A 22,295-nucleotide genomic window follows, 5' to 3' on the forward strand; every position below is an offset into this window, starting at 1 on the left:
TCAGCCCTGCTTGGGCAGTCCAAGCCTTGCGCTTGTCGCAGCCCTGCCGACGTTCTATCAGAGCGCATGCTCTTTCAGGCGCCAAGTCTCGGCCTATACCTTCGCATCGTTTCGATCCTTGCGCTGCTGCTCGGCCTCAGCGATGCGGCGCGGCTGCTTGGCGTGAACCTGGGCGCCACCAGCCCCATCACCGCGCTCGGCTCCTCGGCCTTTATATATCTCGGCGTTTTCGCGATTGCCCGGCTTTTTGCCGCCGTCGGCCTTTGGATAAAGGCGAGCTGGGGGCCGTTCTGCTGATTGGTGCATCGGCTGCCGAGCTTCTGCTTTACCTCACCGGCAGCCCCGACGTGCGCATGTCGGTCCTCGCTTTTTCCATGCGCGCCGTGCTGTTGCTGGCCATCCTCGTGATCTTCGCGATAGCCATTCGCCTCCAGCGTGCACAGGCCGACTGAAGCGTTTACGGGCCGGAAAGGTTACAACTTTCTCACCCAGTGTAACGCTCGATTAAGCCAAATTCTCATTGCATTCCAGTAAGATAGTTTTAAGCGTGCGGCTTAGGCTGATCTTAGGTGGGCAGCCGTAGTTTGGCCTCATGAGATGCGAACAATCGCACACGAATGCAAAACAGTGAGGCACAAATGGCAATCAAATCGAACGCGGCCGAGGCGCTTACTCCGGAACGTAGCGAAGGCCTGAAACCCCTCTACCTGGAAGCCGTCTCGCGTGTCGAACGTCTCCATCGTCGTCTGCTCGACCTCATCAAGGACGAGTTCGACCGCATGGGCTGGGACGACATCAACCCCGTCCAGGCGCTCTTGATGTTCAATATCGGCGATGCCGAACTGACCGCCGGCGAACTGCGCAGCCGCGGTTACTATCTCGGCTCCAACGTTTCCTACAACCTCAAGAAGCTGGTCGAAACCGGCTATATCTTTCAGGAACGCTCGCGCACCGACCGCCGCTCGGTCCGCATCAAGCTGACCCCCAAGGGCGAAGAAGTCGCCGAGGTGATCGACGAACTCTATGATCGTCACCTCAAGTCCATCGACAAGGTCGGCGGCCTCGGCGACGAAGAATTCGACGGCCTCAACAAGGCTCTGGCCCGCCTCGAGCGCTTCTGGGTCGATCAGATCCTTTATAAGCTCTAGCCTAAGGGGCAGCGCATTCGGGTGGTGGCATGTGTTGCCTCACTGCCACGACCGAAAGGAAGACGCCGGCCGAAAGGTCGGCGTTTCTTATTTCAGCCGCAAACGGAATTCATCGGCATTACCGGATAGAAACCATTTCCTCTTAGAAACTACCCTCTCGTATGGTTCACAACGCCTTGACCGCGATTGTGAAGCCTGCGCTGGCGATGGTATCGGCCACACGTGGTGGCAGTGACTTTTCGGGTGACTTGATGCGGCTCAATCGACGTAAATTTCTTCGGTCCATGACCTATCTCGGCGCTTTCGCGGCCATTCCGGCAACGCGCGCCCAGGATTCGCTCTTCGACATGTTCGATGGTGGCGCAAGCCGCGTGCTGCGCGAAACCGACCGCGATGGCAACACGGCAGCCGCTCAGGCGCTGATTGCCACCAATGAACCGATCCTGAGCTTTGACACGCTGCACAATCTGCAGCTTGCCATTTCTCAGTATGAGCCCTTCGTCGCCAGCGGCGGCTGGGAAGAAATTCCGCAGGAAGCCTATCAGCTGCAGCTCGGCGTTTCCTCGCCGGCCGTCGTCCAGCTCAAGCGTCGCCTCATTTCCTCGAGCGACATGCCGCTGGTCGAATATGCCAGCGACGTTTTCGACGCCGAGACGGATCGTGGCGTCAAGAATTTCCAGGCCCGCCATGGCCTCATTCCCAACGGCCAAATCGACGAGCCGACGTGGTATGCGATGAACGTGCCCGCGGCGACGCGCCTGCAGCAGCTTTATCTCAACTACACCCGCGTCCAGAACATGGCTGCGAGCCTTTCGGAACGCTATGTCGTCGTCAACATTCCGGCCGCGACCATCGAGGCCGTTGCCGGTGGCATGGTCGAGCAGCGCCATACCGCCGTGGTCGGCCGCGTCGAGCGCGCCACCCCGATCATGGCCAGCAAGATCAGCCAGATCAACTTCAACCCCTATTGGCATGTGCCCAAGTCGCTGGTTCGCCAGGACCTGACCAAGTACATGCTCGAGAACCCGAACTACCTGACCGAGCAGAACATCTTCATCTACGATGGCGGTGGCCAGAAGGTCGATCCGCAGTCGATCAACTGGGCCAACATCACCGACGCCCAGGTGAACTACATGTATCGCCAGGAGCCCGGCGCGGCCAACTCCATGGGCCACTGCAAGATCAACTTCTACAACCCCTACGATTGCTACCTGCACGACACGCCATCCAAGGCGCTGTTCGGCGAAAATGCCCGCTTCCACTCCTCGGGCTGCGTGCGCGTCGATGGCGTCAACCAGCTCGTCAACTGGCTGCTGCGCGACAACGGCACCTGGGACCAGAACAAGGTCGACCAGACCTTCGCCTCGCTCCAGCGTCTCGATGTTGAATGCCAGGGCAAGGTGCCGATCCACACCACCTACATCACCGCCTGGGCCAACCGCCAGGGCACCGTCAGCTTCCGCGACGACGTCTACAAATTTGACGAGCAGGGCAAGGTGACGTTCGAGGCTTGATGCGCAAAGGAAATCGCTCCGGTGGAGCGATTTCGCGCAGCAAGGCCATGAGAGCTACGCTCGAATAGCGGGCAGTCTCCCCATCCACAGGTTGTCGTCCCCGCGAAGGCGGGGACCCATCCTGAGATCTCAAGATAGGCCCCGGCTCAAGGCCGGGGTGACAATCGCGTTTGGTCTTGCTTAAGTGCCTCAACGGTAATGCATGAGGGCAGGGGGTACCATGAGCGACGGCGAAGTTCTCTTTGAGTTCACCCAGGTCGGCCAGACGATGCGGGTGGCGGCGATCGATGTTGCGACCGATACCGAAGTCATCGTCATCACCCCCGTTAATGCCCACCGCGGTCACATGCAGCGCCTGGCTCTAGCAAAATTACAGCGCCGGCTCGGGGAGAAAAACCCCGAACCGGCGATCACGACGTCCAAATACGCCTAACGCAAAGCCAGCTGTGAAGGCTGACTAGAGATTGCAGGGGTGGCGCACGCCATCATAGCCAAGGAACGTGTTGGTCCGTACGTCGTAAGAACGGTAACGCGCCTGGCACGCCGCAACGTTCACATTGCTGCCGCGCGCTGGGCCCACGAGAACGTCCTGGTTCCGATTGTTGTTGCTGTTGGCGATAGCGCCACCGACGATTGCACCAAGCGTCAGGCCAAAGAGGGGCCTGCGGCAACGGTGTCGAGGTCGCTACGTCGGTTGTCATAAAAGCGGTTGTACTGGTTGCGGCTCCAGCGGCCATCGCGGTAGCCGAAACAGTCGGGATCGCGCGGATTGCGGTCGCAATAGGTTTCGACGACACGCACGCGTTCACCGTAATTCAGCGTCACGACCTGGGCCTGGATGGGCATCATGGTGGCGGCAGTAGCTGCAAGCGCGACGGCGGTAGCAACGAACTTTTTCATGGTCGTTTTCCTTTTAGATGAGTGCTTGCATGGCCAAATGAAGCCAGACCCTCGCGGTTCCCGCGCCTCAGTTCACAAACAGCTGCAGACCGTCCCAGTTTGCGCTTTCATGCCTCCTTTTTCTGCGGCATAATGGAGCCGTTCGCGCGACTGGCGAGAAGAGATGGGTAACCATCGGGGAACGCGAACCTTGTAGAGCCGCTCGCCTGGGCACCCATCCGCAACCAGGGGAGCCCCATGCAATTTGCACAGCCCTTACGGCCTTCCAATTTCACGCTGCTGCGTGATAAAGCCACCGCCATGCTCACCGATTTGCTCGTCCGCGAGGTATCCGACCGATGAACGCTCACACATCGTCGCTTTTTCCGCAGTTCTTCTCCAACACGCTTGCCGAGACCGATCCGGAATTGGCCGCAGCCGTTGGCCAGGAACTTGGTCGCCAGCAGCATGAGATCGAGCTGATCGCGTCCGAGAACATCGTCTCGCGTGCCGTGCTTGAAGCACAGGGCTCGGTGCTGACAAACAAGTATGCCGAAGGTTATCCGGGCAAGCGCTACTATGGTGGCTGCGAATATGTCGATGTTGCCGAGACGCTCGCTATCGAGCGCGCCAAGCAGCTCTTCGGTGTCGGCTTTGCCAATGTGCAGCCCAATTCAGGGTCGCAGGCCAACCAGGGTGTGTATCAGGCGCTGATCCAGCCCGGCGACACAATCCTCGGCATGTCGCTCGACGCCGGTGGCCACCTCACCCATGGCGCCAAGCCCAATCAGTCCGGCAAGTGGTTCAACGCGATCCAGTATGGCCTGCGCCAGCAGGACGGCATGGTCGACATGGATCAGGTGCGCAGCCTGGCCAAGGAACACAAGCCCAAGATGATCGTCGCTGGCTTCTCGGCCTATTCGCGCATCATGGACTGGGCCGAGTTCCGCGCCATCGCCGATGAAGTTGGTGCCATCCTTTTTGTCGACATGGCCCATGTTGCAGGGCTTGTCGCCGGCGGCGTTTACCCCAGCCCGTTCCCGCATGCCCACGTCGCCACGACGACCACCCACAAGACGCTGCGCGGTCCGCGCGGCGGCCTGATCCTCACCAACGACGAGGATATCGCCAAGAAGATCAATTCGGCCATCTTCCCGGGTATTCAGGGCGGACCGCTGATGCACGTCATTGCCGGCAAGGCCGTGGCCTTCAAGGAAGCGCTGACGCCTGAGTTCAAGACCTATGCAGCCCAGGTCGTCGCCAATGCCAAGGTGCTGGCCGATACGCTGGTCAAGGGTGGCGTCGATATCGTTTCGGGCGGCACCGACAATCACCTCATGCTTGTCGACCTGCGCCCAAAGGGCCTGACCGGCAAGGCGACCGAAAACGCGCTCGGCCGCGCCTTCATCACCTGCAACAAGAACGCCGTTCCCTTCGATCCGGAAAAGCCTGCGATTACTTCCGGCATTCGTCTCGGCACCCCGGCAGGCACGACGCGCGGCTTCGGCGAGGCCGAGTTCGAGGAGATCGGCGAGCTCATCATTGAAGTGCTCGATGGTCTTAAGGGCAATGGCGACGACAACAACGGTGCCGTCGAAGCAGTGGTTCGTGAAAAGGTGAAGGCGCTGACCGCGCGCTTCCCGATCTATAGCTAAAGGCCACGCATGCGCTGCCCCTATTGCGGCAATGACGACACCCAGGTGAAGGATAGCCGCCCGACCGAAGATCGGGCGCTATCCGGCGCCGTCGCGTGTGCAATGCCTGTGGGGGCGCTTCACCACGTTCGAGCGCGTGCAATTGCGCGAACTCACCGTGGTCAAGAAGACCGGCCGCAAGGTCCCGTTCGATCGCGAAAAGCTCGCTCGCTCCGTCAACACCGCCCTGCGCAAGCGCTCGGTGGAGCCGGAGCGGGTGGAACGGATGATCTCGGGCATCGTTCGGCAACTCGAAAGCCTGGGCGATATCGAGGTCACCTCCGACCAGATCGGCGAATATGTGATGGAAGGCTTGAAAGGTCTCGATGACGTTGCCTTCGTACGTTTCGCCAGTGTTTACAAGAACTTCTCCGCTGCTGACGACTTCCGCTCGTTTCTGGCCCATCTTGCGGATAACAACAGCCCGATCAGCGGCGACGAGGACTGACAATGCCTGACTTCCCCAAGCGCGACCCCGAGATCCAGCGCTCCGCCAACCAGCGCGGTGCCGCCCGTTTGGCCGCCGTGCAGGCGCTCTACCAGATGGATGTCGGCCGCCAGACGCTGGAAGATACGCTGGCCCAGTTCGGCGCCTTCCACCTCGGCCGCGAGATCGAGGGCGAACAATATCTTCCGGCTGACGCCGATTTCTTCCGCCAGATCGTGGGCGGCGTCACCAAGCATCAGCTTCAGATCGACCCCGCAGTCGACAAGGCCCTGTCCGAAGGCTGGCCGATCGAGCGCGTCGACGCGACGCTCCGCGCCATCCTTCGTGCCGCAGCCTTCGAGCTTCTGCGCCGCCGCGATATCCCGTCCAAGGTCGTCATCACCGAATATGTCGACGTCGCCCGCGCCTTCTACGAGGACGATGCCAGCGGCATGGTCAACGCGGCGCTCGATTCGATCGCCAAGACCGTCCCTGCCGTCGAATAGACACTGGAGCAAGCTCGGCTCTGGCGCGTTGTTCCCAAAACAACGAGGCCCAAGATGAGCGCAGCAGACAATCAATTCACCGGCACGTGGCTCGACGCCGGCCGCCAGCGCGGCCAGCAATTCTCGCATAGCCATGCCGAATATGACCATGCGGAGGAGGGGCCTCCGGCACCACGCCGATGCGCCATGCTCATGTCGAGCAGAATGGCGAAAAAGTCGGCGTCTGGGTTCCTGCCGACTGGAGCGATGACCAGGCGCGCGAAGCTCTCGAAAGCAACTGGTAGAAACAAAAAAGCCCCGGCACCAACCGGGGCTTTTTCTTGAATGTTGTTCGATCAGAACGACGACAGGATGCTGTCGATAAAGGTCGCGTCCTCGCCGAAGGACGGCGTGCGGCGGCTTTCGATGGCAACCACCTTGCCATCGTTGAGCGTATAGACGGCGCGATCCGCCACTTTCTTGTTCTTGTCGAAATACACCGCGAGAACCGTGCGCTCCTGCACCATCGCCAATCCAAAAGAGGTCTGGTTGACCTTGGTCTCGACATAATACCAGGCCGTCTGGTCGCCAAACGTGTTGGTCGACATCGGCGACCCCAGCACCAGCGTCACCAGCTGCTCGCTCTGGCCGACGCGGATCTGCTGCAGCGCCGAAGCGGGGATTTCATAGCCCTGCGTACGCTTGGTCACCAGAGATGTGCTGCTGGTGCACCCGGCGAGGGCGACCGCGAGAACGGCGGCAGCAACAGATGCTTTGGCAAAAGGCAGGAGCATGAATTTGACTTTCCCGATGGCTCTCGACTATAGGCGTGACAACGAGGCGCGTGCCCCTTGGCCGCCGGAATGTGTAACTGTCAACCCAACAGTCTGGCAAGCAGGCATCCGCCCGCTTCCGTTTCGCCCGTGTTTGACCCATACCGACGCTGGACGCAATCCCATGATCTTGTCCTTGTTTCGCAAGAACTCTGCCACAGAGCCGGTTTACGCCGTCTATAATTCCATTGTGGCGCAATCCCGGCAGCCGGTTTTTTATGCCCAGTGGGGCGTGCCCGATACGGTCACTGGCCGCTTCGACATGATCAGCCTTCACATGGCGCTTTTGTTCCGCCGCCTGCGGCATGGCCCGCAATCTGCCAAGGACTTCAGCCAGGCGGTTTTCGACCTGTTCTTCAAGGACATGGACCGCTCGCTGCGCGAAATGGGGGTAGGGGACCTCGCCGTTCCCAAAAAGATCCAGAAGATGGGCAACATCTTCTTCGGCCTCCTCGCTGCCATGAACGAAGCCATCGATCGCAACGATCAGGCCGCGCTCGCCGGTGTCATCTCGCGAAACATCTTCGATGGCGGCGAGCCCGAGCATTCGGCAACGCTCGCCAGCTACATCATCGAGCGCGATGCGACACTCGCCACCCAGCCGGTCGAAGCCATCACCAAGGGTGCCATAGCTTTCGAGGCCGCCGCATGAGCCAGCGCGACACACCCATCTTTGACGCAATCGTCCGCATCGACCGCCTGCCATCGGGCGGCCGCTCCGTTGATGTCGACGCCAGCGAAGCCGAACGCGCCGCCATCGCCGAGGCCATGAACATCTTGTCGGTCGAGCGCTTCGTCGCCCACTTGACCGTCGTCCCCCTGCGCAGCGGTCTTAGGGCACAGGGGAAGCTCGAGGCCGCCGTCACACAGGCCTCGACCGTCAGCTTCGAGCCTGTCACCGAAACTGTCGTCGAGGAGATCGACCGCGTCTTCCTGCCTGCCCCGCGCGAGGCACAGGCACCGGCGCCCGGCTCGGAAGTCTTCGTCGATCTCGAGGACGATGACTTTCCCGATCACATCGATGGGCCCGAGGTCGACCTAAGCGCGCTCCTCCTCGAGACGCTGGCGCTGGGCCTCGACCCTTATCCGCGCCTGCCCGGCGAGTCGCTCGATGCCCTCGGATTGCGCACCGGCGATGCGGAAGAAAGCCCCTTTGCCCAGCTCGCGCGACTCAAGGGCGAAGACCCTGATAAGAGCTGATCGGCCCTCCAGGGGTTGCGCCGACCCGACGATGTTATATGTTCTAGCCCCGCCCAGCGGGCGAAAAACGGGCTGAAATGACCGATTCTATTACGATCTCCGTGGATGCCATGGGTGGCGACCACGCCCCGCGTGCCGTGCTGCATGGGGCCAATCTTCTCCTCCAAGACCGCGGCGATACACGCTTCATCTTTCACGGTCGCCAGGAGCAAATCGCTCCGCTTCTCGCCGAATTTCCGGCGCTCAAACCCGTCTCCACCCTCCGCCATTGCGAAACCGTCATCGCCATGGACGAAAAGCCGAGCCAGGCCCTGCGCAAGGGGCGCGGCACGTCCTCGATGTGGATGGCCGTCCAGTCGGTCAAGGACGGCGAGGCCGATGTCGCCGTTTCGGGCGGCAATACCGGCGCGCTGATGGCCATGGCCACCTTCTGCCTGCGCCCCATGGAAGGCATTTCCCGCCCCGGCATCGCCGCCATCTGGCCGACGCTGCGCTCCGACATCATCGTTCTCGACATGGGCGCGACCATCGGCGCCGATGCCGAGCAGCTGGTAGATTATGCGATCCTCGGCTCTGCCCTCGCCCGGGCGCTGCTCAACACCGAAAAACCAACTGTCGGCCTGCTCAATGTCGGCACCGAGGAAGTCAAAGGCCTCGACTACATCAAGGAAGCCGGCAGGATCCTGGCCCAGGCCAGCGGCGCCGGCTTTACCTATCACGGCTTTGTCGAGGGCGACGATATTGGCAAGGGCACGGTCGACGTCGTCGTTACCGAAGGTTTTGTCGGCAATATCGCGCTCAAGACTGCCGAAGGCACTGCCCGCCAGGTCAGCTCCTATCTGCGCAGCGCCCTCAGCGCCAATTGGCTGAGCAAGCTCGGCGCACTGTTCGCTTCCTCTGCCCTTTCTGACCTTCGACGCCGCATGGACCCGCGCACCGTCAATGGCGGCGTCTTCATGGGCCTCAATGGGATCGTCATCAAATCCCATGGCGGCACCGACGAGATCGGTTACAAGAGCGCGTTGAGCCTCGCCCACGGCATGGCGCGCAACCGCCTGATGGACAAGATCGGCGACACGATGAAGAGCTTTCCCTAACCAGGGCCACACCCGATGTGCCGCCCGAGACCGAGGTTCATTCGGCGTGACCAGAATTCGCTCCTTCATCAGCGGTGTCGGCAGCTACCTGCCGGCACGCACCGTCACCAATGAGGAACTGGCGAAAACCGTCGACACCTCCGACGAGTGGATCCAGCAGCGCGTCGGTATCAAGGAGCGCCATATCGCCGCTGAAGGCGAGTTCACCTCCGATCTGGCGACCGCTGCCGCGCGTGCCGCGCTCGACAATGCCGGCCTCACGATTGAGGACATCGACCTCATCGTCGTCGCGACCACCACGCCCGACTACACCTTCCCTGCTGCCGCAACCTTGGTGCAGATGAAGCTCGGCATGAACCACGGCTTCGCCTTCGACATCCAGGCCGTTTGCTCCGGCTTCGTTTACGCGGTCACCACGGCGGATAGCTACATCAAGAACGGCCTTGCCAAGCGCGCATTGGTGATCGGCGCCGAAACCTTTTCGCGCCTGCTCGACTGGACCGACCGCACCACCTGCGTCCTGTTCGGCGACGGTGCCGGCGCCGTGGTCATGGAGCGCATCGATCTTGCCGACGACGAAGCCGAGCGCGGCGTCATCGCCTCGGCTCTGCGCTCTGACGGCAAGCACTGGGACAAGCTCTATGTCGATGGCGGTCCATCGACCACCGGCACGACAGGTCACGTTCACATGCAGGGCCCGGAAGTCTTCCGCCACGCCGTCGGCAAGATCACCGATGTCGTCTACGCGACCCTCGAACAGTCCGGCCATAGCGTCGACGATCTCGACTGGTTCGTGCCGCACCAAGCCAATCGCCGCATCATCGAAGGGGCGGGCAACAAGCTCGGCCTGCCGCCTGAAAAGGTGATCATCACCGTCGATCGCCACGCCAACACCTCGGCTGCCTCCGTGCCGCTGGCGCTCGGTGTTGCCGTCGCCGATGGTCGAATCAAGGAGGGCGATCTCGTCATGCTCGAAGCCATGGGCGGCGGTTTCACCTGGGGCGCCTCGCTCATTCGCTGGTAAAGCCCGCACTGCATTGACCGCAAAGCTTGCAAGGCGTTAAGGTTTAGGCGGTTGGAATTTAGCGTCGCTGGCGGGACTTAGCCGCTTTGGCGCTACACCGAATACGGCGGGGGTCGCGTTCGGAAGTCTCTATGTTGTGCCTCCTGCGGCGCGACATTGCTCGACCTGAGGAAAACGGGGGTCCGAATGACACAGAAGACAGTGACGCGCGCCGATCTGGCAGAAGCGGTTTATGGCTCTGTCGGCCTTTCGCGAACCGAGTCCGCCGAACTGGTTGAGCGCGTGCTCGAACTCGTCACCGACGCGCTGGTCACCGGCGCCAATGTCAAACTCTCCTCCTTCGGCTCCTTCCAGGTTCGCTCGAAAAACGAGCGCATCGGCCGCAATCCCAAGACCGGCGAAGAAGTCCCGATCCTGCCGCGGCAGGTTCTTGTGTTCAAACCGTCCAACGTGTTGAAGTCCAAGATCAACAAGTCTATGGTTGCTGCTGGAAAGTAAGGCTTTTCAGGGCATGTGCTGAGTCTGCACTCTGCTCTGGCAGGGGAGACCGGCGGTTTGGACAAGTCGCCAGACGCGTTTCGCACCATATCTGAAGCCGCTGAGGAACTCGATCTTCCCCAGCACGTCCTCCGATTCTGGGAAACACGCTTCGCCACCATCAAGCCGCTGAAACGCGGCGGCGGACGCCGCTACTACCGGCCCGAAGACGTGTTGCTGCTGCGCGGCATTCGCCACCTGCTCTACGATCAGGGCTTCACCATCAAGGGCGTCCAGAAGATCCTCAAGGATCAGGGGCCGCGCTATGTCATCGCCGTGGGCGAGGGCAAGCCGCTGGACGAAATCCTGCCGCTGATCGAGCAGGCCGAAGAAGCCGGGGACGAGGCTGAACTCGAAGAGGCCGAAATGCTCGCCAGCCCGGCGCTCGACGCCGAGTCCCGCGAAAAGCTGTCAGAAGTGCTGCGCGAGCTGCTCGAATGCAAGCGGCTCCTCGAGCGTGCGAGAGAGCATTAGCCGGAGGGGGCGCTTCGAAGTTGCCGAAGCGTCACCGCACCGACCGGCTGTCACCCCGGGCTTGACCCGGGGCCCATCCCGAGATCTCAGGATGGATCCTCGCCTCCGCGGGCACTGAAATACTCCGATGTGATTGTTCATCGCCTCCCTCCCCTTGAGGGGGAGGGAATGAGGGTGGGGTGGGGCCATGCTATCCAGGTGGCGTGCTTGGACCGCCCCACCCAGCTTCGCTAAGCCTGCCGGCCAAGCTTCGCTACCCTCCCCCTCAAGGGGAGGGAGGTTCGAAACTGATCATTTTGAGCAAAGGAAGCGTCCCGTCTGAACGGTCCCTGCTCCCCGGGAATGACATCAAGCTAGTGGCTGAGGGGAAGCCAAGGTCCCACGCTCCGGCGGTCACCTCGGCGAAGTTGTCACACAATTTCTACACCCACCGGCTGTCACCCCGGGCTTGACCCGGGGCCCATCCCAAAACCTCAGGATGGATTCCCGCCTCCGCGGGGACAACACCGAGTTTTTTGAAGTAGGCGAGGCAAAAGCTAAAGCCGCCCGTCGTCATCACGAGTTTCAGTATGCTCGACCGGTGGTGCCACAGGCTCCACCACTTCCGTGTCCCGCGGGTAAGCATAAAAGAAATTCCACGCCACATAGGCGAGCGCCGCGCCCACCAGCAGCGCCCAAAACATGTCCTGCGTGAAAAGCAGTTCCCAGCCCAGCCACAGCGTCAAGAACACCGCGACGGCCACGCGCCGCCACATCGGCTTGAACCACTTGAGGTCGTTTTCCTTGAGTGCCATGGCGGGGTCCTGTGCTTGAATCTTTGTGGCAAGGCTCTAGCACAAAGCCTTGCCGAGATTCGAAGATTTTAGGCCGGCATCATCCGGCCGCGCCGGTGCTGGCCATGCTCGACCCAATATATAAAAGCCGAAGCACCCACGATCAGCAAGGCGCCGGGCCAGAACCAGGCCGACGGCACCTGACCCAGGGCCACCCAGCCAATCAGGCCACTGAGCGGCACCTTAATATCGCCGAAAGGCTGCAAGTAGACCGCATCGGCAACCTTGTAGGCAAAGGCCAGCAAGTACTGCGCTGCCGCGGTCAAGGCGCCCAGCAGCAACAGCAGCCAGAGCCCGTCTCCGCTTGGAAGAGCAAATGGAAAACCAGTTGCCATCCCCGCGGGCAAGACGCCACCCAGGGCGTTGACCAGCAGCAGGATCGCGAGATGGTTCGGCGTCATCAACACGAGGAGCGAGATCGTCAGCGTCTCGGGGCGCTCGCCGCGCATCACCAGGTACTTGGTCAGAACGTCGGTCACCGCCCACAGTGCAGCAGCCACGATCGGCACCAGCGCCTGCCAGCCCAGCCCCTCCGCACCGACGCCGGAAACGATGATCGCCCCGGCAAAACCCGTCATCGCCGCGGCGATGCGTGCCGGCGAAGCGCGCTCGCCCAGGAACAGCGTCGAGCCGATGATGATGAACAGCGGACCTGTCGCCAGCAACGTCACCATCTGCCAGATCGGCACGCCCGAAGCGTAGCCATAAACAAACACATGCACGCCCAGTGCCGAAGCAAAGGCACGCAGCTCATGGGCAAGCGGGTGTCGCGTGCGCAGATTGTTAAGGCCGATCCTCAGGATCAGCGGCAGCGCGAGCACTGAGGCGATCAAGTATTGCCAGAAGGCCATGCCCGTCGAACTCATGCCGAAGCCGCCATATTCGGCCGGCGTCGGCAACACAGCTTGAAGCGTATTGGTGCCAGCAAACGCGAGGCTTGCGACCAGCATGAACAGCGCGCCGGAAGTGGCGTGGCTGCGGTAGGTAGAGGAAATCTGGTTCATAGTCGTCCTTTCCGTAACCAGTTTCCTCAGGGTTACGGGAGACGACGAGCCGAGAAAGCGCTGCCAATAGGCTGCGGCGCCCGGCAAGGCGCTTGATCCCGTTCTCTTTCATCCGGACTATACCGTCGGCTCCGGAGTCACACCGGATCTGCTGACCTCCCACCGGGAGCGCTCGCGGGCTTGGCATCGCTGCCTTACCGCCGGTGGGGAATTGCACCCCGCCCTGAGAACATTGCAGGCCAAGCCTGCGACCGCAAATCTAGTTCAGGGGCGCCCGGTCGGCAAGGGAGCACAAGAGTGTAACTATGCGCCGATTGGGCAACTGCTGGAGCAAAGCGCTTCCCAAAGATGCCGCACTAAAATACTCAGCCACTGATTACCTTCCGAGACCGCCATGACCGAAACCGTCGAGGGCCGCTGGGCCGAAATCTTTGGCCCGCGCTACCTGCCGGTCACGCTGATCCTTTGCCTCGGCGTTTCGCTGTTTGCCTTCAACGCATTTCTGTCCTCGACTGCTCTCCCGTCGGCCGTGCAGGAGCTCGGCGGCGTCGAAGTGATCTCTTGGGCAACGACGCTTTACCTCGTCTTCGCCATCGTCGGCGGTGCGGCCGCCGCCATGTTGAAGCGCCGGTTGGGTTCGCGCTGGTCGCTGCTGAGCATGGCCGGTATGTTCCTCGCCGGCACCCTGATCGCTGCCGTCGCCGGCGACATGACCCAGGTTCTAGCCGGACGCGCCATTCAGGGCCTGGGGGAGGGCGTCGTCGCTGCCCTCTGCTTCGCCTTGATCCCCGAACTCTTCCCCAGCCGCCTCGTGCCCAAGGTCTTCGGCATGCAGGCCGTCGTCTGGGCCGTCGCCGCCTTTGGCGGGCCTGCCGGCGCCGGGGCGCTGACCGAGCTCATTTCCTGGCGCGCCGCCTTCCTTATCAACGTGCCGCTGGTCCTGATCTTTTGTGCCATGGTGCTGGCCGTCGTCCCACGCGGCGGCAAGCCGGTCGACGCGCATGGCTTCCCAGGCCTTCGCCTCCTGGCCATCGGCGGCGGTACCATGCTGGTTGCGCTCGCCGCCGTTGCGCCAGCCGCCCAGGCCCTGGCCCTGCTGCTCGTTGCAGCCGTCGTTCTCGCAACTGCGGTCTGGCTCGATCGCCGCAGCCAGGAGCGGCTCATGCCGCCCGATGCCTTCTCGTCCCGCACCGCGGTTGGCTCGGGCCTCTGGATGTTTCTGCTGATGCCGATCGCCGGCGCCACCACAGGCGTCTACCTCGTTCTCATCCTGCAGCAGGTCTGGGATTACGGTCCGACCCACGCCGCCATCGTCGGCGCCGTGATGGCCATCGGCTGGAGCCTGTCCTCGGTCACGGTAGCAAATGTGCGCAAGCGCTCAACCCGTCGCATCCTCATACGCACGGGGCCGGTTCTGCTGGCGGTCGGTCTCTTAAGTGTTCTCGCCGGTCTGCAGTTTGCACAACCTGTCGTGCTGATCGTGGGTCAGTTGCTGATCGGCATGGGCTTTGGCATCTCCAATGGCTACATCATGCTGACCATCATGGAATCGAGCTCCGACGTCGAGCGCGACCGCACCTCGGCACTGCTTCCAACCACCCAATCTGCCGGCAATGCCCTGGGCGCCGCATTGGCCGGCGTCGCCGCGAACGCTGCGGGTTATGCAGCTGCCACAACGCAGCAAGCCATGCTGTCGGCGATCGTGCCGCTTTTTGCAGTGGGCGTCGTCTTCGCCGTCCTGGCTTTTCTGGCCGGTCTGAGACTGGTCCAGCTGTCCAAGACCGCAACCATCGCGACTTTTGCCGAAGAGTAAAAGTCGCGAGGCTACAACGTCTTAGATGCGGCCCTGGCCAAGCACGACCATGGTGATCAGCGTCACGGCGCCGATCACCCAGATCCCGCCGGCGAGCAAGGCGAAGCCGCCGACGAAATCGAGTTCGGGGTCGTTGGAACGTGCGTTCATGAGTGTCTCCTTGTTTTGTTTTTCAATGTCGGAGGCGAACATCCGGTTGCCTCACCGGCTTGGCAAGCCTCACAATGTCTTCCTCACCGAAAAACAGGGTTGCGCTCCTTCGGCGTGTTGATTATTGGTCCGCGCAGTCGGGGCGTAGCGCAGCCTGGTAGCGCATTTGTCTGGGGGACAAAGGGTCGTCGGTTCAAATCCGGCCGCTCCGACCATTTCACCAAAGCCTTGGGCCGTCATGCCGCTTGACCCGCAGGACCTGCGAGAAGCCACGAAGCTTTGGCCGCAACTCGCCGGTGCCGCCGGCCGGCTGATCAATTATTCCGAAAACCACACCTTTCTCTTTGACGGCTACACGCTGCGCGTGCACCGGCCGGACTACCAGAGCCCCGAGACGATCGAGAGCGAACTGGCCTGGCTTGCAGCTCTACGCCGCGATACCGACCTTCCGGTCGCCGAACCCGTCCCTGGCTCAAATGGCAAGTTGCTGCAGCATTTTGCCATGCCGGACGGCGAGCGCCGCTACGCCGTGCTCTTCCGTTACCTGCCTGGCAGCGAGCCGACCATGGATAGCGACCTGACCGGGCTTTTCGCTAAGCTCGGGAGCTACGCCGCCACGCTGCACCAACACGCCATTACCTGGACCCAACCGACAGAATTTAACCGTCAGGCTTGGAATACCGCATCGATCCTCGATGCCGATGGCCTCTGGGGAGATTGGCGGGTCGCGCCCGGCGTCGACGACACAAACAGACCGCTCATCGAAGCGGCGTCAGAGCTCCTGCGCGCCGACCTGGCCGCATACGGCACGGAGCCCGATCGATATGGCCTCATCCACGCCGACATGCGGCTCGGCAATCTCCTGGTGGACGGTGATAAGGTCAGCCTCATCGACTTCGACGACTCAGGCTTCTGCTGGTTCACCTACGACTTTGCCGCCTCGATCTCGTTCTACGAGACTCACCCCTCGGTGCCGGAACTCCGGGCGGCGTGGCTCCAAGCCTACCAGCAAGTGCGGCCTCTCAGCCCAGCGGACATCGCCTCGCTCGATGCCATGATCCTGCTGCGTCGTCTGGCGCTCCTGGCCTGGATCGGCACGCATGCAGAAACCAAGCTGGCGCAACACCACATGCCGGGCTTTGCCCAAGGCACGGCCGAACTGGCCGCGCGCTATCTCGACCGCGGCTGAGCCTTGACCGGGGCAGGGGACTGCTCTGCCGGCCGCTGCTGCGTCGCCAGCCCGAGATTGTAGGCGTTTACGCCCCAGATCAAACCAAAGGCCAGCCACATGTGACGCCAGTGTTCACCCTCGTGGAGCGAACAGCACATGACGACGCCGATCATGCCGATCAGCAGGGCAATGGTGATCTCGTTACGCGTGCGCCAGTAATTGTGGATCGAGACCACGATGCTCGACAGCACCAGCGTAAGCCAGGTGAAGCCGCCGCCCCAGCCATAGTTCACGAAGGAACTCAGCCAGATATTGTGGATCGGCTCGGGGAAAATCTTTTCGAGCTGCAGCACGCCGACCCCGAGCGGATTGCTGAGGATCATCGGGATCACAAGGAGATAGCGGTTATAGCGGCCCTGTTCGCCGAGGTCGTAGGCCTTGGCAAAGGTCAGGCGGTCCATGAGCTTGTCGGTGAATTCTGCGGAGGTCATGCTGGCAATGGCAAAGAGAATGGCGCCCACGACCACGACGCCGCCGATCACCATGAACAGGCGGCGCGGATTTTTGCGAAAGTGGAACACCAGGTAGACCAGGAGGCAAAAGACCATGGCCACGGCGGCGATGCGCGAAAAGGACAGGAAAATGCCCATCATGATCAGCGCCATGCAGCCGAGGTAATAAAGCGCGCCGCCGCGTCCCTTGGAGAGGAAGTAGGCGCAAAAAACGATGCCGGGGATCAGGAACGACCCATACATGTTGGGATCGTCGATCAGGCCCTTGGCGCGGCCGTCCCAGGTCAGAAGCTGCATCTGCGTGAGGAAGCCGATCGTTCCCAAGACGCCGCCGATGCAGCAGGAGACGATATAGACCTTCATGAAGGTCTCGAAGTGCCGCTGCTTCCAAGTCATCGACACGAAGGCTGCGATAAAGGCGATCGAAATGGCGAAAGTCTTGGCGATCAATTCGAAGATCACGAAGGGTTCGCTGAGAAACGCCAGCGACGGCAGGATGAAGAACACGGCCCATGAGCCCAGGAGCAGCGTCAGGAACAGGGCCCGGCGCGAGATGATGGCCTGGGGTTGCAGGACGATATGGGCAAGCGTGAACAGGAACGACAGAATGAACAGCAGATCGACCGGCGAGGGTCGCATTAACGTATAATTCATCGCCAGAACGGCAATCCAGAACACCGCATTGCGGGTCGAAAAAGGGCGAAGCGCAGTCCGCCATAGGTCGTACCGAGAGCTTGCCCGCCATCGCGGGAATCGAGAGTGGTCATGGTGCCAATCCATATCCGAGCACGAATTCCATCGCGCCGAGGCCTTCGCAATCGGTCGCAGCCGAAGCGAAGTGGGTCTGCTGGTCTTCCGCATAGCAGCGATAAACCGGCACGCTACCCGCCTGCTCCTCCGCAAAGAGCCAGCCCGCCGTGCGGTCACGGGAATAGTCGGCGCAACTGCCGTCTTCCGCCAGCATCTGGTCGAGATGCCCCGCCCAATCGCTTGAACATTCGCTAATCTTGCGGCTCGCGATATTTTCTGGTGCCTTGGTCAGGAGATGCGCCACGACGGCGTCCTGCCGGTATCCGGCACGCTCCCCGTTTGCGGCCCGGTCGAGGTCACGAACCGGTTCTCATCGTCGACATATCGCGACAGCGCAATTCCGGCTTGGACCAGCGGCGCTTCTGGCTCGACGGTCAGCGACACTTTCTGGTGGACGAGGTAGCGGTCCTCAAAAGCCTTGTCGGACGGCACGAAGATATAGCTGAGGAGGAACCGCTGCCCGACCGAATTGCTGCCGGTTTCGGGATCGACGATGGTGCTATAGCCAACCAGCTCGGTCTTTGCCGGACGCTCCCACTCGGTGCCATCCACCGGCAGGATCGGTTCGGCGAGGTCGGCAAATTCGAGCTTGTCGCGCGACAGCGACAACCGCACCCCGCCAAACCAGGGATCGTTGGCGACCGCGGCCACAAGGCCGAAGTCGCGGAGATATCCTGCACCTGTCCCCACAAAACCGATATCGGTGGCGCGCCCATCAAGGCCCGGTTCGGTCCAGCTGCCTTCGAAATATTTGCGCCAGTCGGTCGGCAGGCCCAGCGGCGCGCGTGCAACGATGGTCTGCCAGTCGCTGGCCCTGAGGCAATAGGCGTAAAGGAAACCGTCCCCGCCATCGAGCATCGAGCAGTCGCCTTCGCCGGTGGTGTAACCCACTTTCGGCGCGTCCGCACCGCTGATGACGGTCCCCAGATCAGTCCAGGAGAGCCCGTCGTCGAGCGATCGGGCGATGGCCATGGTCTTGTCGGTCTGCCCGCCCGGCCCGTATTTGCAGATGCTCTCCTGGTGCACGAAGCCCAGCACTTCGTCGCCATTGCGCACGGTCGAGGTCAGCCAGCGCCCGCACTCCTCGGGCTCACCGGGGCTGCCGGGCTCGAGCACGGCCCGGCGCTCGCCACCCATGTCATAGATATCGGCGCCATCCACCGCATAGGTCGCGCCATTGGCGCTGAAGCCGCGCATTCTGCCGTCAGGCAGGCGGAGCGCGGTGAACGAGGCGTCGAGTTCATCGGGGAAGGGGCCGCGCACCACAACAGGCGGGCCGACGCGAATGCTAAGGCACTCGATGCAAAGCTCACCGACTGTCTGCGCCGAAACGCCGGCCGTGCCCGCAGCGAGCAGCGCCAGCAGTCCAGCCGTGCCCAAGAGTGCCTTGCTCATGGCCCGCTCAGTAGGCGTTCTTGGACGTGAACAGCCGGATCGGCGTCATGACCAGGATGTAGATATCGAGGAGGATCGACCAGTTCTCGATGTAGTAAAGGTCGTGGTTTACGCGCTGCATGATCTTGTCGATCGTGTCGGTCTCGCCGCGCCAGCCGTTGATCTGCGCCCAGCCTGTGATCCCGGGCTTGACGCGGTGGCGAGCGAAATAGCCCTCCACGGCTTCATAATAGAGCTTGTTGTCCGCCTTGGCCTGCAGCGCATGCGGCCGCGGACCCACGACGGACAACTGACCCTTGAGCACGTTGAAGAGCTGCGGCAGCTCGTCGATCGACGTCTTGCGGATGAACCGGCCAACCCGCGTTACCCGCGGATCGTCGCGCGTCACGAGCTTTGCCGCATTGGCATCGGTGCGATCGGTATACATCGAGCGGAACTTGTAGATCTCGATCAGCTCGTTGTTGAAGCCATGCCGCTTCTGCCGAAACAGGATCGGTCCCTTGCTCTCGAGCTTGATGGCAATGGCGGTGATGATCATCACCGGCGACAGCAGGATCAGGGCGAACAGGGCTACGACGCGATCGAACACCGCCTTGAACACCAGGTTCCAGTCCGAGATCGGCCGGTCCGCCATGTCGAGCACCGGCAACTCGCCGACATAGGAATAGGCCTTGTCGGTGAACTTGAGCTTGCTGGCATGGGCGGAGAGCCGAATATCGACCGGCAGCACCCAAAGCTGGGTGAGCATGTCGAGCACGCGCTTTTCCGCCGAAAGCGGCATCGAAACGATCACTAGATCAACGGGTGTGCGGCGGGCAAACTCGATGAGGTCGGACACCCGGCCCAACTTTTTATAGCCCATTACCTCTTCCGGCGACCGTTCGCCGTCGCGATCGTCGAAGAGGCCGAGCAGGTTTATATCGCGGGCCGCGCCAGCCTCGATCTGCTGGATAAGAAGCGCCGCATCGCTGCCCCCGCCGACGATCGCCGTCCGGCGCTTGAGGCGCCCCTCTTCGGTCCAGCGTTGCACCAGGCCGCGCAGCAGCATGCGGTAAGCGACCAGCGTCGCGGCGCCGGACAGGAGCCAGGCGATGAGCCACACGCGCGAGATGAGGTCGCTGGCCTTGAACAGGAAAACGCCAACGATCAACACGACCATTACGGCGCTCCAGGCGCCGATGATCTTGCCGATCTGGGAGTAAAGCGTCCGATAGGCCGAGATGCGATGAAGCCGCGCTGCGTTGAAGACCACGTTGGCCAGCAACACCGTCGTCAGGATGACTGGAATATAGACGGCGTCGCTATTCGGATTGATGTAGGCGGCGTGGATGCCATAGCCGAGGATAGCCAGCAGCACGGCCTCGACCACCTGCGCGACGCCAGCAATCACTGCGCCCGAAAGCGACGACTCGACCGGCGCGGCGATAATCGCTTCCGCCTGCGGGGTCAGCCGCTGCTCCTGGTCGACCGGCTGCCGCGTGGCATGGTCGATGATGGCCTTCTGAGGGTCGACGCGATACATGAGACACTACCGGCACACGTGTGGTGCCAGCATTCTCAGTCATAGGCGTTTAAGTTCAATGAAATACGGCGTCTGCATTGCGCAAACTGCCGTGATAGAGCGCTTCGATACTGTCGGTCATCCGCGCAATCGAGAAGCCTGCTTCGATATGGGAAAGGCGGATTTTCATTTCTGCCTGCGCCGCATCCGGATCGTCGATGGCGCTTTGCATTGCTTTTCGCAAGGCAAGCACATCGTCCGCCGGCACCAGCCTGTCCGCCGTTGATCCGAATATTTCTGGAATGCCGCCCACGCGCGTCGAGATCACCGGAAGCTGCGCTGCCGCGGCTTCGAGCACGACATAGGGCAGGGATTCGGCATGCGATGGCACGACCGCAATCCGCCCCTTGGCAAAGGTCGGCCGAGCCGGTTGCGCGCCGAGCAAGCTCACGCGTCCACTCAAGCCCAGCTGATCGATCTGCGCTTCCAGCGATCCGCGTTCGGCGCCATCGCCTGCCATGACAAGGCTGGCCCCCGAGCCATCCCGGCGTTTGACGTCCTTGAGCGCCGCGACAAGCGTGAAAATACCCTTGAGCGCCCGTAGTTCGCCGACAAAGACGAAATCTGCAGCATCGCCAGCCGGTATGACCGGGACAAATTCCTCCGGCCGCAACCCGTTATGGATGATCTCGGTGCGGCAGCTCGGCTCGCCGATCAGCTCGGCATAGGTCTTCCTGGCATAGGCACTTTCGAAGATGATGGCAGAAGTCTTGCCCATCAGCATACGTTCCAGCCGGTGAAACAATCGGCCGGATGCCGAAATTTTCGGATAATGCAGCACGCCGCCATGCGGAGTGTAAAATACCCGTGCCTTTGTCCGCCCAAACTTGGCGAGCCGGGCATAAAAGCCACCCTTCGCGCCGTGCCCGTGGATCACGTCGACCTGAAGCCGCCGTGCCAGCGCGCTGACAGCCAGCGGCGTCGTCAGGTCACCCCGACCGAAAAGCCGCGGCATGGGATAGCGGTGGATGCCAAGCGATGCATGAGCGCCCAGATCGTCCAGCAGGACCTCGGTCTGGCTGTCATTGCTGAGCGTATCGACGACGATGCCGACGCTGTGCCCGCGCGCCGCAAGTTCTCGCGTGAGGTCGGCCACGTGGCGGAAGAGACCACCGACCGGCGCCCGCAGCACCTCCAAAATGCGCAATGGCCTTCTGTTCACCGCCTAGAACCAGCGTTCGGAAACGACCACTGTGTCGCCGGGATAGATGGGGAAGTCGAGATTGACCACGCCCTTGACCATCTGGTTGCCCTGGCGGCGATACACCACCACCTGGTTTCGGTCGGCAGTGTCGGTATAGCCGCCAGCCGTGCTGATCGCTGCCCGCACGGTCATGCCGTAGACATAGGTGAACTGGCCGGCATTGCGGATTTCGCCCTGGATGAAGAAGGGCCGGTACTGGTCGATCTCCACGGCCACGTCCGGGTCACGCAGGAAACCGTTGGCCAAAGCCGAAGAAAGCCGCGCCGAAGCCTGCTCGGTCGTGCCACCGCGCACCGCGACCGGTCCCACCAGCGGGAAGGCGATCGCGCCGCTATCGTCGACCTTGTAGCTCTTGCTGAGCTCGGCATCCCCGTAAACGGTCACTCGCACCACATCGCCGGTATCCAGCTGATAGGGACCCTTTGTCTCCACCAGGTAGGTAGCCGGCCGCGTCGTGGCGCAACCAGTCAGCGCCAGGGAAAAAGTCAGAGCAACAATAGGTAGCCAGCGCATGGACGATCCCGCGGTCG

At 61.9% G+C, this 22,295-nt stretch carries 27 protein-coding genes, 1 tRNA gene, 1 pseudogene and 2 riboswitches; of the genes and pseudogenes, 17 read left to right on the forward strand and 12 right to left on the reverse strand.

Translation table 11 applies throughout. From position 1 onward, the window contains the following. The first annotated feature begins 66 nt into the window (after positions 1-66). The 5 genes from G5575_RS16605 to G5575_RS16625 all read left to right on the forward strand — a co-directional run bounded on the left by G5575_RS16605 (position 67) and on the right by G5575_RS16625 (position 3,095). A complete protein-coding gene (locus tag G5575_RS16605) occupies positions 67-297 on the forward strand; it encodes a hypothetical protein (RefSeq protein ID WP_164535293.1) in 231 nt (76 codons plus the stop codon). After that, entirely contained in the window at positions 264-452 is a 189-nt protein-coding gene (locus G5575_RS16610; protein ID WP_164535294.1) for a hypothetical protein, read from the forward strand. The genes G5575_RS16605 and G5575_RS16610 overlap by 34 nt, the downstream gene beginning before the upstream one ends. Before the next feature lie 186 nt (positions 453-638). Next, positions 639-1,148 carry a transcriptional regulator LdtR gene (gene ldtR / locus G5575_RS16615; RefSeq protein ID WP_211198448.1) on the forward strand — a complete coding sequence of 170 codons (510 nt, stop codon included), beginning with the start codon at positions 639-641 and terminating at the stop codon, positions 1,146-1,148. Positions 1,149-1,324: 176 nt separating this feature from the next. Continuing rightward, a complete protein-coding gene (locus G5575_RS16620) occupies positions 1,325-2,662 on the forward strand; it encodes a L,D-transpeptidase family protein (RefSeq protein WP_164535296.1) in 1,338 nt (445 codons plus the stop codon). A 220-nt stretch (positions 2,663-2,882) separates the two neighbouring features. After that, positions 2,883-3,095 (forward strand): DUF6898 family protein, encoded by a 213-nt coding sequence (locus G5575_RS16625; protein ID WP_164535297.1) that lies wholly within the window; start codon positions 2,883-2,885, stop codon positions 3,093-3,095. A gap of 24 nt (positions 3,096-3,119) precedes the next feature. Here the strand turns inward: G5575_RS16625 and G5575_RS22405 are convergent, their stop codons facing one another. Continuing rightward, the gene (locus G5575_RS22405) at positions 3,120-3,242 is read right to left on the reverse strand and encodes a BA14K family protein (RefSeq protein WP_164535298.1); all 123 of its coding nucleotides are present in this window, start codon (positions 3,240-3,242) and stop codon (positions 3,120-3,122) included. A gap of 65 nt (positions 3,243-3,307) precedes the next feature. Further along, entirely contained in the window at positions 3,308-3,562 is a 255-nt protein-coding gene (locus G5575_RS16635; RefSeq protein ID WP_164535299.1) for a hypothetical protein, read from the reverse strand. Between the two features lie 136 nt (positions 3,563-3,698). Then, positions 3,699-3,781, forward strand: a riboswitch (ZMP/ZTP riboswitch). 119 nt (positions 3,782-3,900) lie between these two features. Between G5575_RS16635 and glyA the strand changes: the two genes are divergently transcribed. The 3 genes and pseudogenes from glyA (at position 3,901) to nusB (ending at position 6,168) form a co-directional block, all read left to right on the forward strand. Beyond that, positions 3,901-5,196, forward strand: coding sequence for a serine hydroxymethyltransferase (glyA, locus tag G5575_RS16640; RefSeq protein ID WP_164535300.1), 1,296 nt, complete (start codon positions 3,901-3,903; stop codon positions 5,194-5,196). 9 nt (positions 5,197-5,205) lie between these two features. Then, positions 5,206-5,683: pseudogene (gene nrdR / locus G5575_RS16645) on the forward strand (transcriptional regulator NrdR). A gap of 2 nt (positions 5,684-5,685) precedes the next feature. Beyond that, on the forward strand, positions 5,686-6,168 hold the full coding sequence (nusB, locus tag G5575_RS16650; RefSeq protein ID WP_164535301.1) for a transcription antitermination factor NusB: 483 nt from the start codon (positions 5,686-5,688) through the stop codon (positions 6,166-6,168). Positions 6,169-6,503: 335 nt separating this feature from the next. Here the strand turns inward: nusB and G5575_RS16655 are convergent, their stop codons facing one another. Further along, positions 6,504-6,857 (reverse strand): outer membrane protein assembly factor BamE, encoded by a 354-nt coding sequence (locus G5575_RS16655; protein ID WP_164535302.1) that lies wholly within the window; start codon positions 6,855-6,857, stop codon positions 6,504-6,506. 247 nt (positions 6,858-7,104) lie between these two features. On the opposite strand from G5575_RS16655, the gene G5575_RS16660 reads away from it, so the two are divergent. From G5575_RS16660 to G5575_RS16685, 6 genes are all read left to right on the forward strand, one after another. Beyond that, positions 7,105-7,632, forward strand: a complete 528-nt coding sequence (locus G5575_RS16660) for a ubiquinol-cytochrome C chaperone family protein (RefSeq protein ID WP_164535303.1) — start codon at positions 7,105-7,107, stop codon at positions 7,630-7,632. Beyond that, positions 7,629-8,180 (forward strand): YceD family protein, encoded by a 552-nt coding sequence (locus G5575_RS16665; RefSeq protein WP_164535304.1) that lies wholly within the window; start codon positions 7,629-7,631, stop codon positions 8,178-8,180. Before G5575_RS16660 ends, G5575_RS16665 begins: the two co-directional genes overlap by 4 nt. A gap of 77 nt (positions 8,181-8,257) precedes the next feature. After that, positions 8,258-9,277: a phosphate acyltransferase PlsX gene (gene plsX / locus G5575_RS16670; protein ID WP_164535305.1), complete on the forward strand. Its 1,020-nt coding sequence runs from the start codon at positions 8,258-8,260 to the stop codon at positions 9,275-9,277. 46 nt (positions 9,278-9,323) lie between these two features. Further along, entirely contained in the window at positions 9,324-10,301 is a 978-nt protein-coding gene (locus G5575_RS16675; RefSeq protein ID WP_164535306.1) for a beta-ketoacyl-ACP synthase III, read from the forward strand. A gap of 186 nt (positions 10,302-10,487) precedes the next feature. Next, entirely contained in the window at positions 10,488-10,799 is a 312-nt protein-coding gene (locus tag G5575_RS16680; RefSeq protein ID WP_164535307.1) for an integration host factor subunit alpha, read from the forward strand. A 57-nt stretch (positions 10,800-10,856) separates the two neighbouring features. Further along, on the forward strand, positions 10,857-11,312 hold the full coding sequence (locus G5575_RS16685; protein ID WP_164535308.1) for a MerR family transcriptional regulator: 456 nt from the start codon (positions 10,857-10,859) through the stop codon (positions 11,310-11,312). Positions 11,313-11,848: 536 nt separating this feature from the next. On the opposite strand, the gene G5575_RS16690 is transcribed toward G5575_RS16685, so the two are convergent. Next, positions 11,849-12,106: a hypothetical protein gene (locus tag G5575_RS16690; protein WP_164535309.1), complete on the reverse strand. Its 258-nt coding sequence runs from the start codon at positions 12,104-12,106 to the stop codon at positions 11,849-11,851. A 68-nt stretch (positions 12,107-12,174) separates the two neighbouring features. Further along, positions 12,175-13,149, reverse strand: coding sequence for a DMT family transporter (locus G5575_RS16695; protein ID WP_164535310.1), 975 nt, complete (start codon positions 13,147-13,149; stop codon positions 12,175-12,177). A gap of 96 nt (positions 13,150-13,245) precedes the next feature. Continuing rightward, a riboswitch (FMN riboswitch) is annotated at positions 13,246-13,384 on the reverse strand. A 159-nt stretch (positions 13,385-13,543) separates the two neighbouring features. Here G5575_RS16695 and G5575_RS16700 point away from each other — a divergent pair. Then, entirely contained in the window at positions 13,544-14,962 is a 1,419-nt protein-coding gene (locus G5575_RS16700; RefSeq protein WP_164535311.1) for an MFS transporter, read from the forward strand. A gap of 21 nt (positions 14,963-14,983) precedes the next feature. Here the strand turns inward: G5575_RS16700 and G5575_RS21290 are convergent, their stop codons facing one another. Then, positions 14,984-15,112 (reverse strand): hypothetical protein, encoded by a 129-nt coding sequence (locus tag G5575_RS21290; protein ID WP_268904454.1) that lies wholly within the window; start codon positions 15,110-15,112, stop codon positions 14,984-14,986. 138 nt (positions 15,113-15,250) lie between these two features. Here G5575_RS21290 and G5575_RS16705 point away from each other — a divergent pair. Together G5575_RS16705 and G5575_RS16710 are read left to right on the forward strand one after the other, a co-directional pair. Further along, a tRNA-Pro gene (locus G5575_RS16705) sits at positions 15,251-15,327 on the forward strand. A 23-nt stretch (positions 15,328-15,350) separates the two neighbouring features. Beyond that, positions 15,351-16,301 (forward strand): phosphotransferase enzyme family protein, encoded by a 951-nt coding sequence (locus tag G5575_RS16710; RefSeq protein ID WP_164535312.1) that lies wholly within the window; start codon positions 15,351-15,353, stop codon positions 16,299-16,301. Here G5575_RS16710 and G5575_RS16715 read toward each other — a convergent pair. From G5575_RS16715 to G5575_RS16740, 6 genes are all read right to left on the reverse strand, one after another. After that, entirely contained in the window at positions 16,283-17,449 is a 1,167-nt protein-coding gene (locus G5575_RS16715; RefSeq protein ID WP_164535313.1) for an O-antigen ligase family protein, read from the reverse strand. The two genes, G5575_RS16710 and G5575_RS16715, sit on opposite strands and share 19 nt — an antisense overlap. Positions 17,450-17,558: 109 nt before the next feature. Further along, the gene (locus G5575_RS16720; RefSeq protein ID WP_164535314.1) at positions 17,559-17,849 is read right to left on the reverse strand and encodes a hypothetical protein; all 291 of its coding nucleotides are present in this window, start codon (positions 17,847-17,849) and stop codon (positions 17,559-17,561) included. Beyond that, positions 17,834-19,000: a hypothetical protein gene (locus G5575_RS16725; RefSeq protein WP_164535315.1), complete on the reverse strand. Its 1,167-nt coding sequence runs from the start codon at positions 18,998-19,000 to the stop codon at positions 17,834-17,836. Before G5575_RS16725 ends, G5575_RS16720 begins: the two co-directional genes overlap by 16 nt. A 7-nt stretch (positions 19,001-19,007) precedes the next feature. After that, positions 19,008-20,522 carry an undecaprenyl-phosphate glucose phosphotransferase gene (locus G5575_RS16730; RefSeq protein WP_164535316.1) on the reverse strand — a complete coding sequence of 505 codons (1,515 nt, stop codon included), beginning with the start codon at positions 20,520-20,522 and terminating at the stop codon, positions 19,008-19,010. Positions 20,523-20,577: 55 nt separating this feature from the next. Next, entirely contained in the window at positions 20,578-21,708 is a 1,131-nt protein-coding gene (locus G5575_RS16735) for a glycosyltransferase (RefSeq protein WP_164535317.1), read from the reverse strand. Positions 21,709-21,726: 18 nt separating this feature from the next. Further along, positions 21,727-22,278: a polysaccharide biosynthesis/export family protein gene (locus tag G5575_RS16740; protein ID WP_164535318.1), complete on the reverse strand. Its 552-nt coding sequence runs from the start codon at positions 22,276-22,278 to the stop codon at positions 21,727-21,729. Positions 22,279-22,295 lie beyond the last annotated feature (17 nt).

Source organism: Devosia aurantiaca (assembly GCF_011058215.1).
GTDB classification, from domain to species: domain Bacteria; phylum Pseudomonadota; class Alphaproteobacteria; order Rhizobiales; family Devosiaceae; genus Devosia; species Devosia aurantiaca.

Coding starts and splice junctions, on each gene's coding strand:
- G5575_RS16605 (WP_164535293.1), top strand. CDS start 67: ATGCTCTTTCAGGCGCCAAGTCTCGGCCTATACCTTCGCATCGTTTCG.
- ldtR (WP_211198448.1), top strand. CDS start 639: ATGGCAATCAAATCGAACGCGGCCGAGGCGCTTACTCCGGAACGTAGC.
- G5575_RS16625 (WP_164535297.1), top strand. CDS start 2,883: ATGAGCGACGGCGAAGTTCTCTTTGAGTTCACCCAGGTCGGCCAGACG.
- G5575_RS16635 (WP_164535299.1), bottom strand. CDS start 3,562: ATGAAAAAGTTCGTTGCTACCGCCGTCGCGCTTGCAGCTACTGCCGCC.
- glyA (WP_164535300.1), top strand. CDS start 3,901: ATGAACGCTCACACATCGTCGCTTTTTCCGCAGTTCTTCTCCAACACG.
- nusB (WP_164535301.1), top strand. CDS start 5,686: ATGCCTGACTTCCCCAAGCGCGACCCCGAGATCCAGCGCTCCGCCAAC.
- G5575_RS16660 (WP_164535303.1), top strand. CDS start 7,105: ATGATCTTGTCCTTGTTTCGCAAGAACTCTGCCACAGAGCCGGTTTAC.
- G5575_RS16665 (WP_164535304.1), top strand. CDS start 7,629: ATGAGCCAGCGCGACACACCCATCTTTGACGCAATCGTCCGCATCGAC.
- plsX (WP_164535305.1), top strand. CDS start 8,258: ATGACCGATTCTATTACGATCTCCGTGGATGCCATGGGTGGCGACCAC.
- G5575_RS16680 (WP_164535307.1), top strand. CDS start 10,488: ATGACACAGAAGACAGTGACGCGCGCCGATCTGGCAGAAGCGGTTTAT.
- G5575_RS16690 (WP_164535309.1), bottom strand. CDS start 12,106: ATGGCACTCAAGGAAAACGACCTCAAGTGGTTCAAGCCGATGTGGCGG.
- G5575_RS16695 (WP_164535310.1), bottom strand. CDS start 13,149: ATGAACCAGATTTCCTCTACCTACCGCAGCCACGCCACTTCCGGCGCG.
- G5575_RS16700 (WP_164535311.1), top strand. CDS start 13,544: ATGACCGAAACCGTCGAGGGCCGCTGGGCCGAAATCTTTGGCCCGCGC.
- G5575_RS21290 (WP_268904454.1), bottom strand. CDS start 15,112: ATGAACGCACGTTCCAACGACCCCGAACTCGATTTCGTCGGCGGCTTC.
- G5575_RS16710 (WP_164535312.1), top strand. CDS start 15,351: ATGCCGCTTGACCCGCAGGACCTGCGAGAAGCCACGAAGCTTTGGCCG.
- G5575_RS16715 (WP_164535313.1), bottom strand. CDS start 17,449: ATGAATTATACGTTAATGCGACCCTCGCCGGTCGATCTGCTGTTCATT.
- G5575_RS16725 (WP_164535315.1), bottom strand. CDS start 19,000: ATGAGCAAGGCACTCTTGGGCACGGCTGGACTGCTGGCGCTGCTCGCT.
- G5575_RS16730 (WP_164535316.1), bottom strand. CDS start 20,522: ATGTATCGCGTCGACCCTCAGAAGGCCATCATCGACCATGCCACGCGG.
- G5575_RS16740 (WP_164535318.1), bottom strand. CDS start 22,278: ATGCGCTGGCTACCTATTGTTGCTCTGACTTTTTCCCTGGCGCTGACT.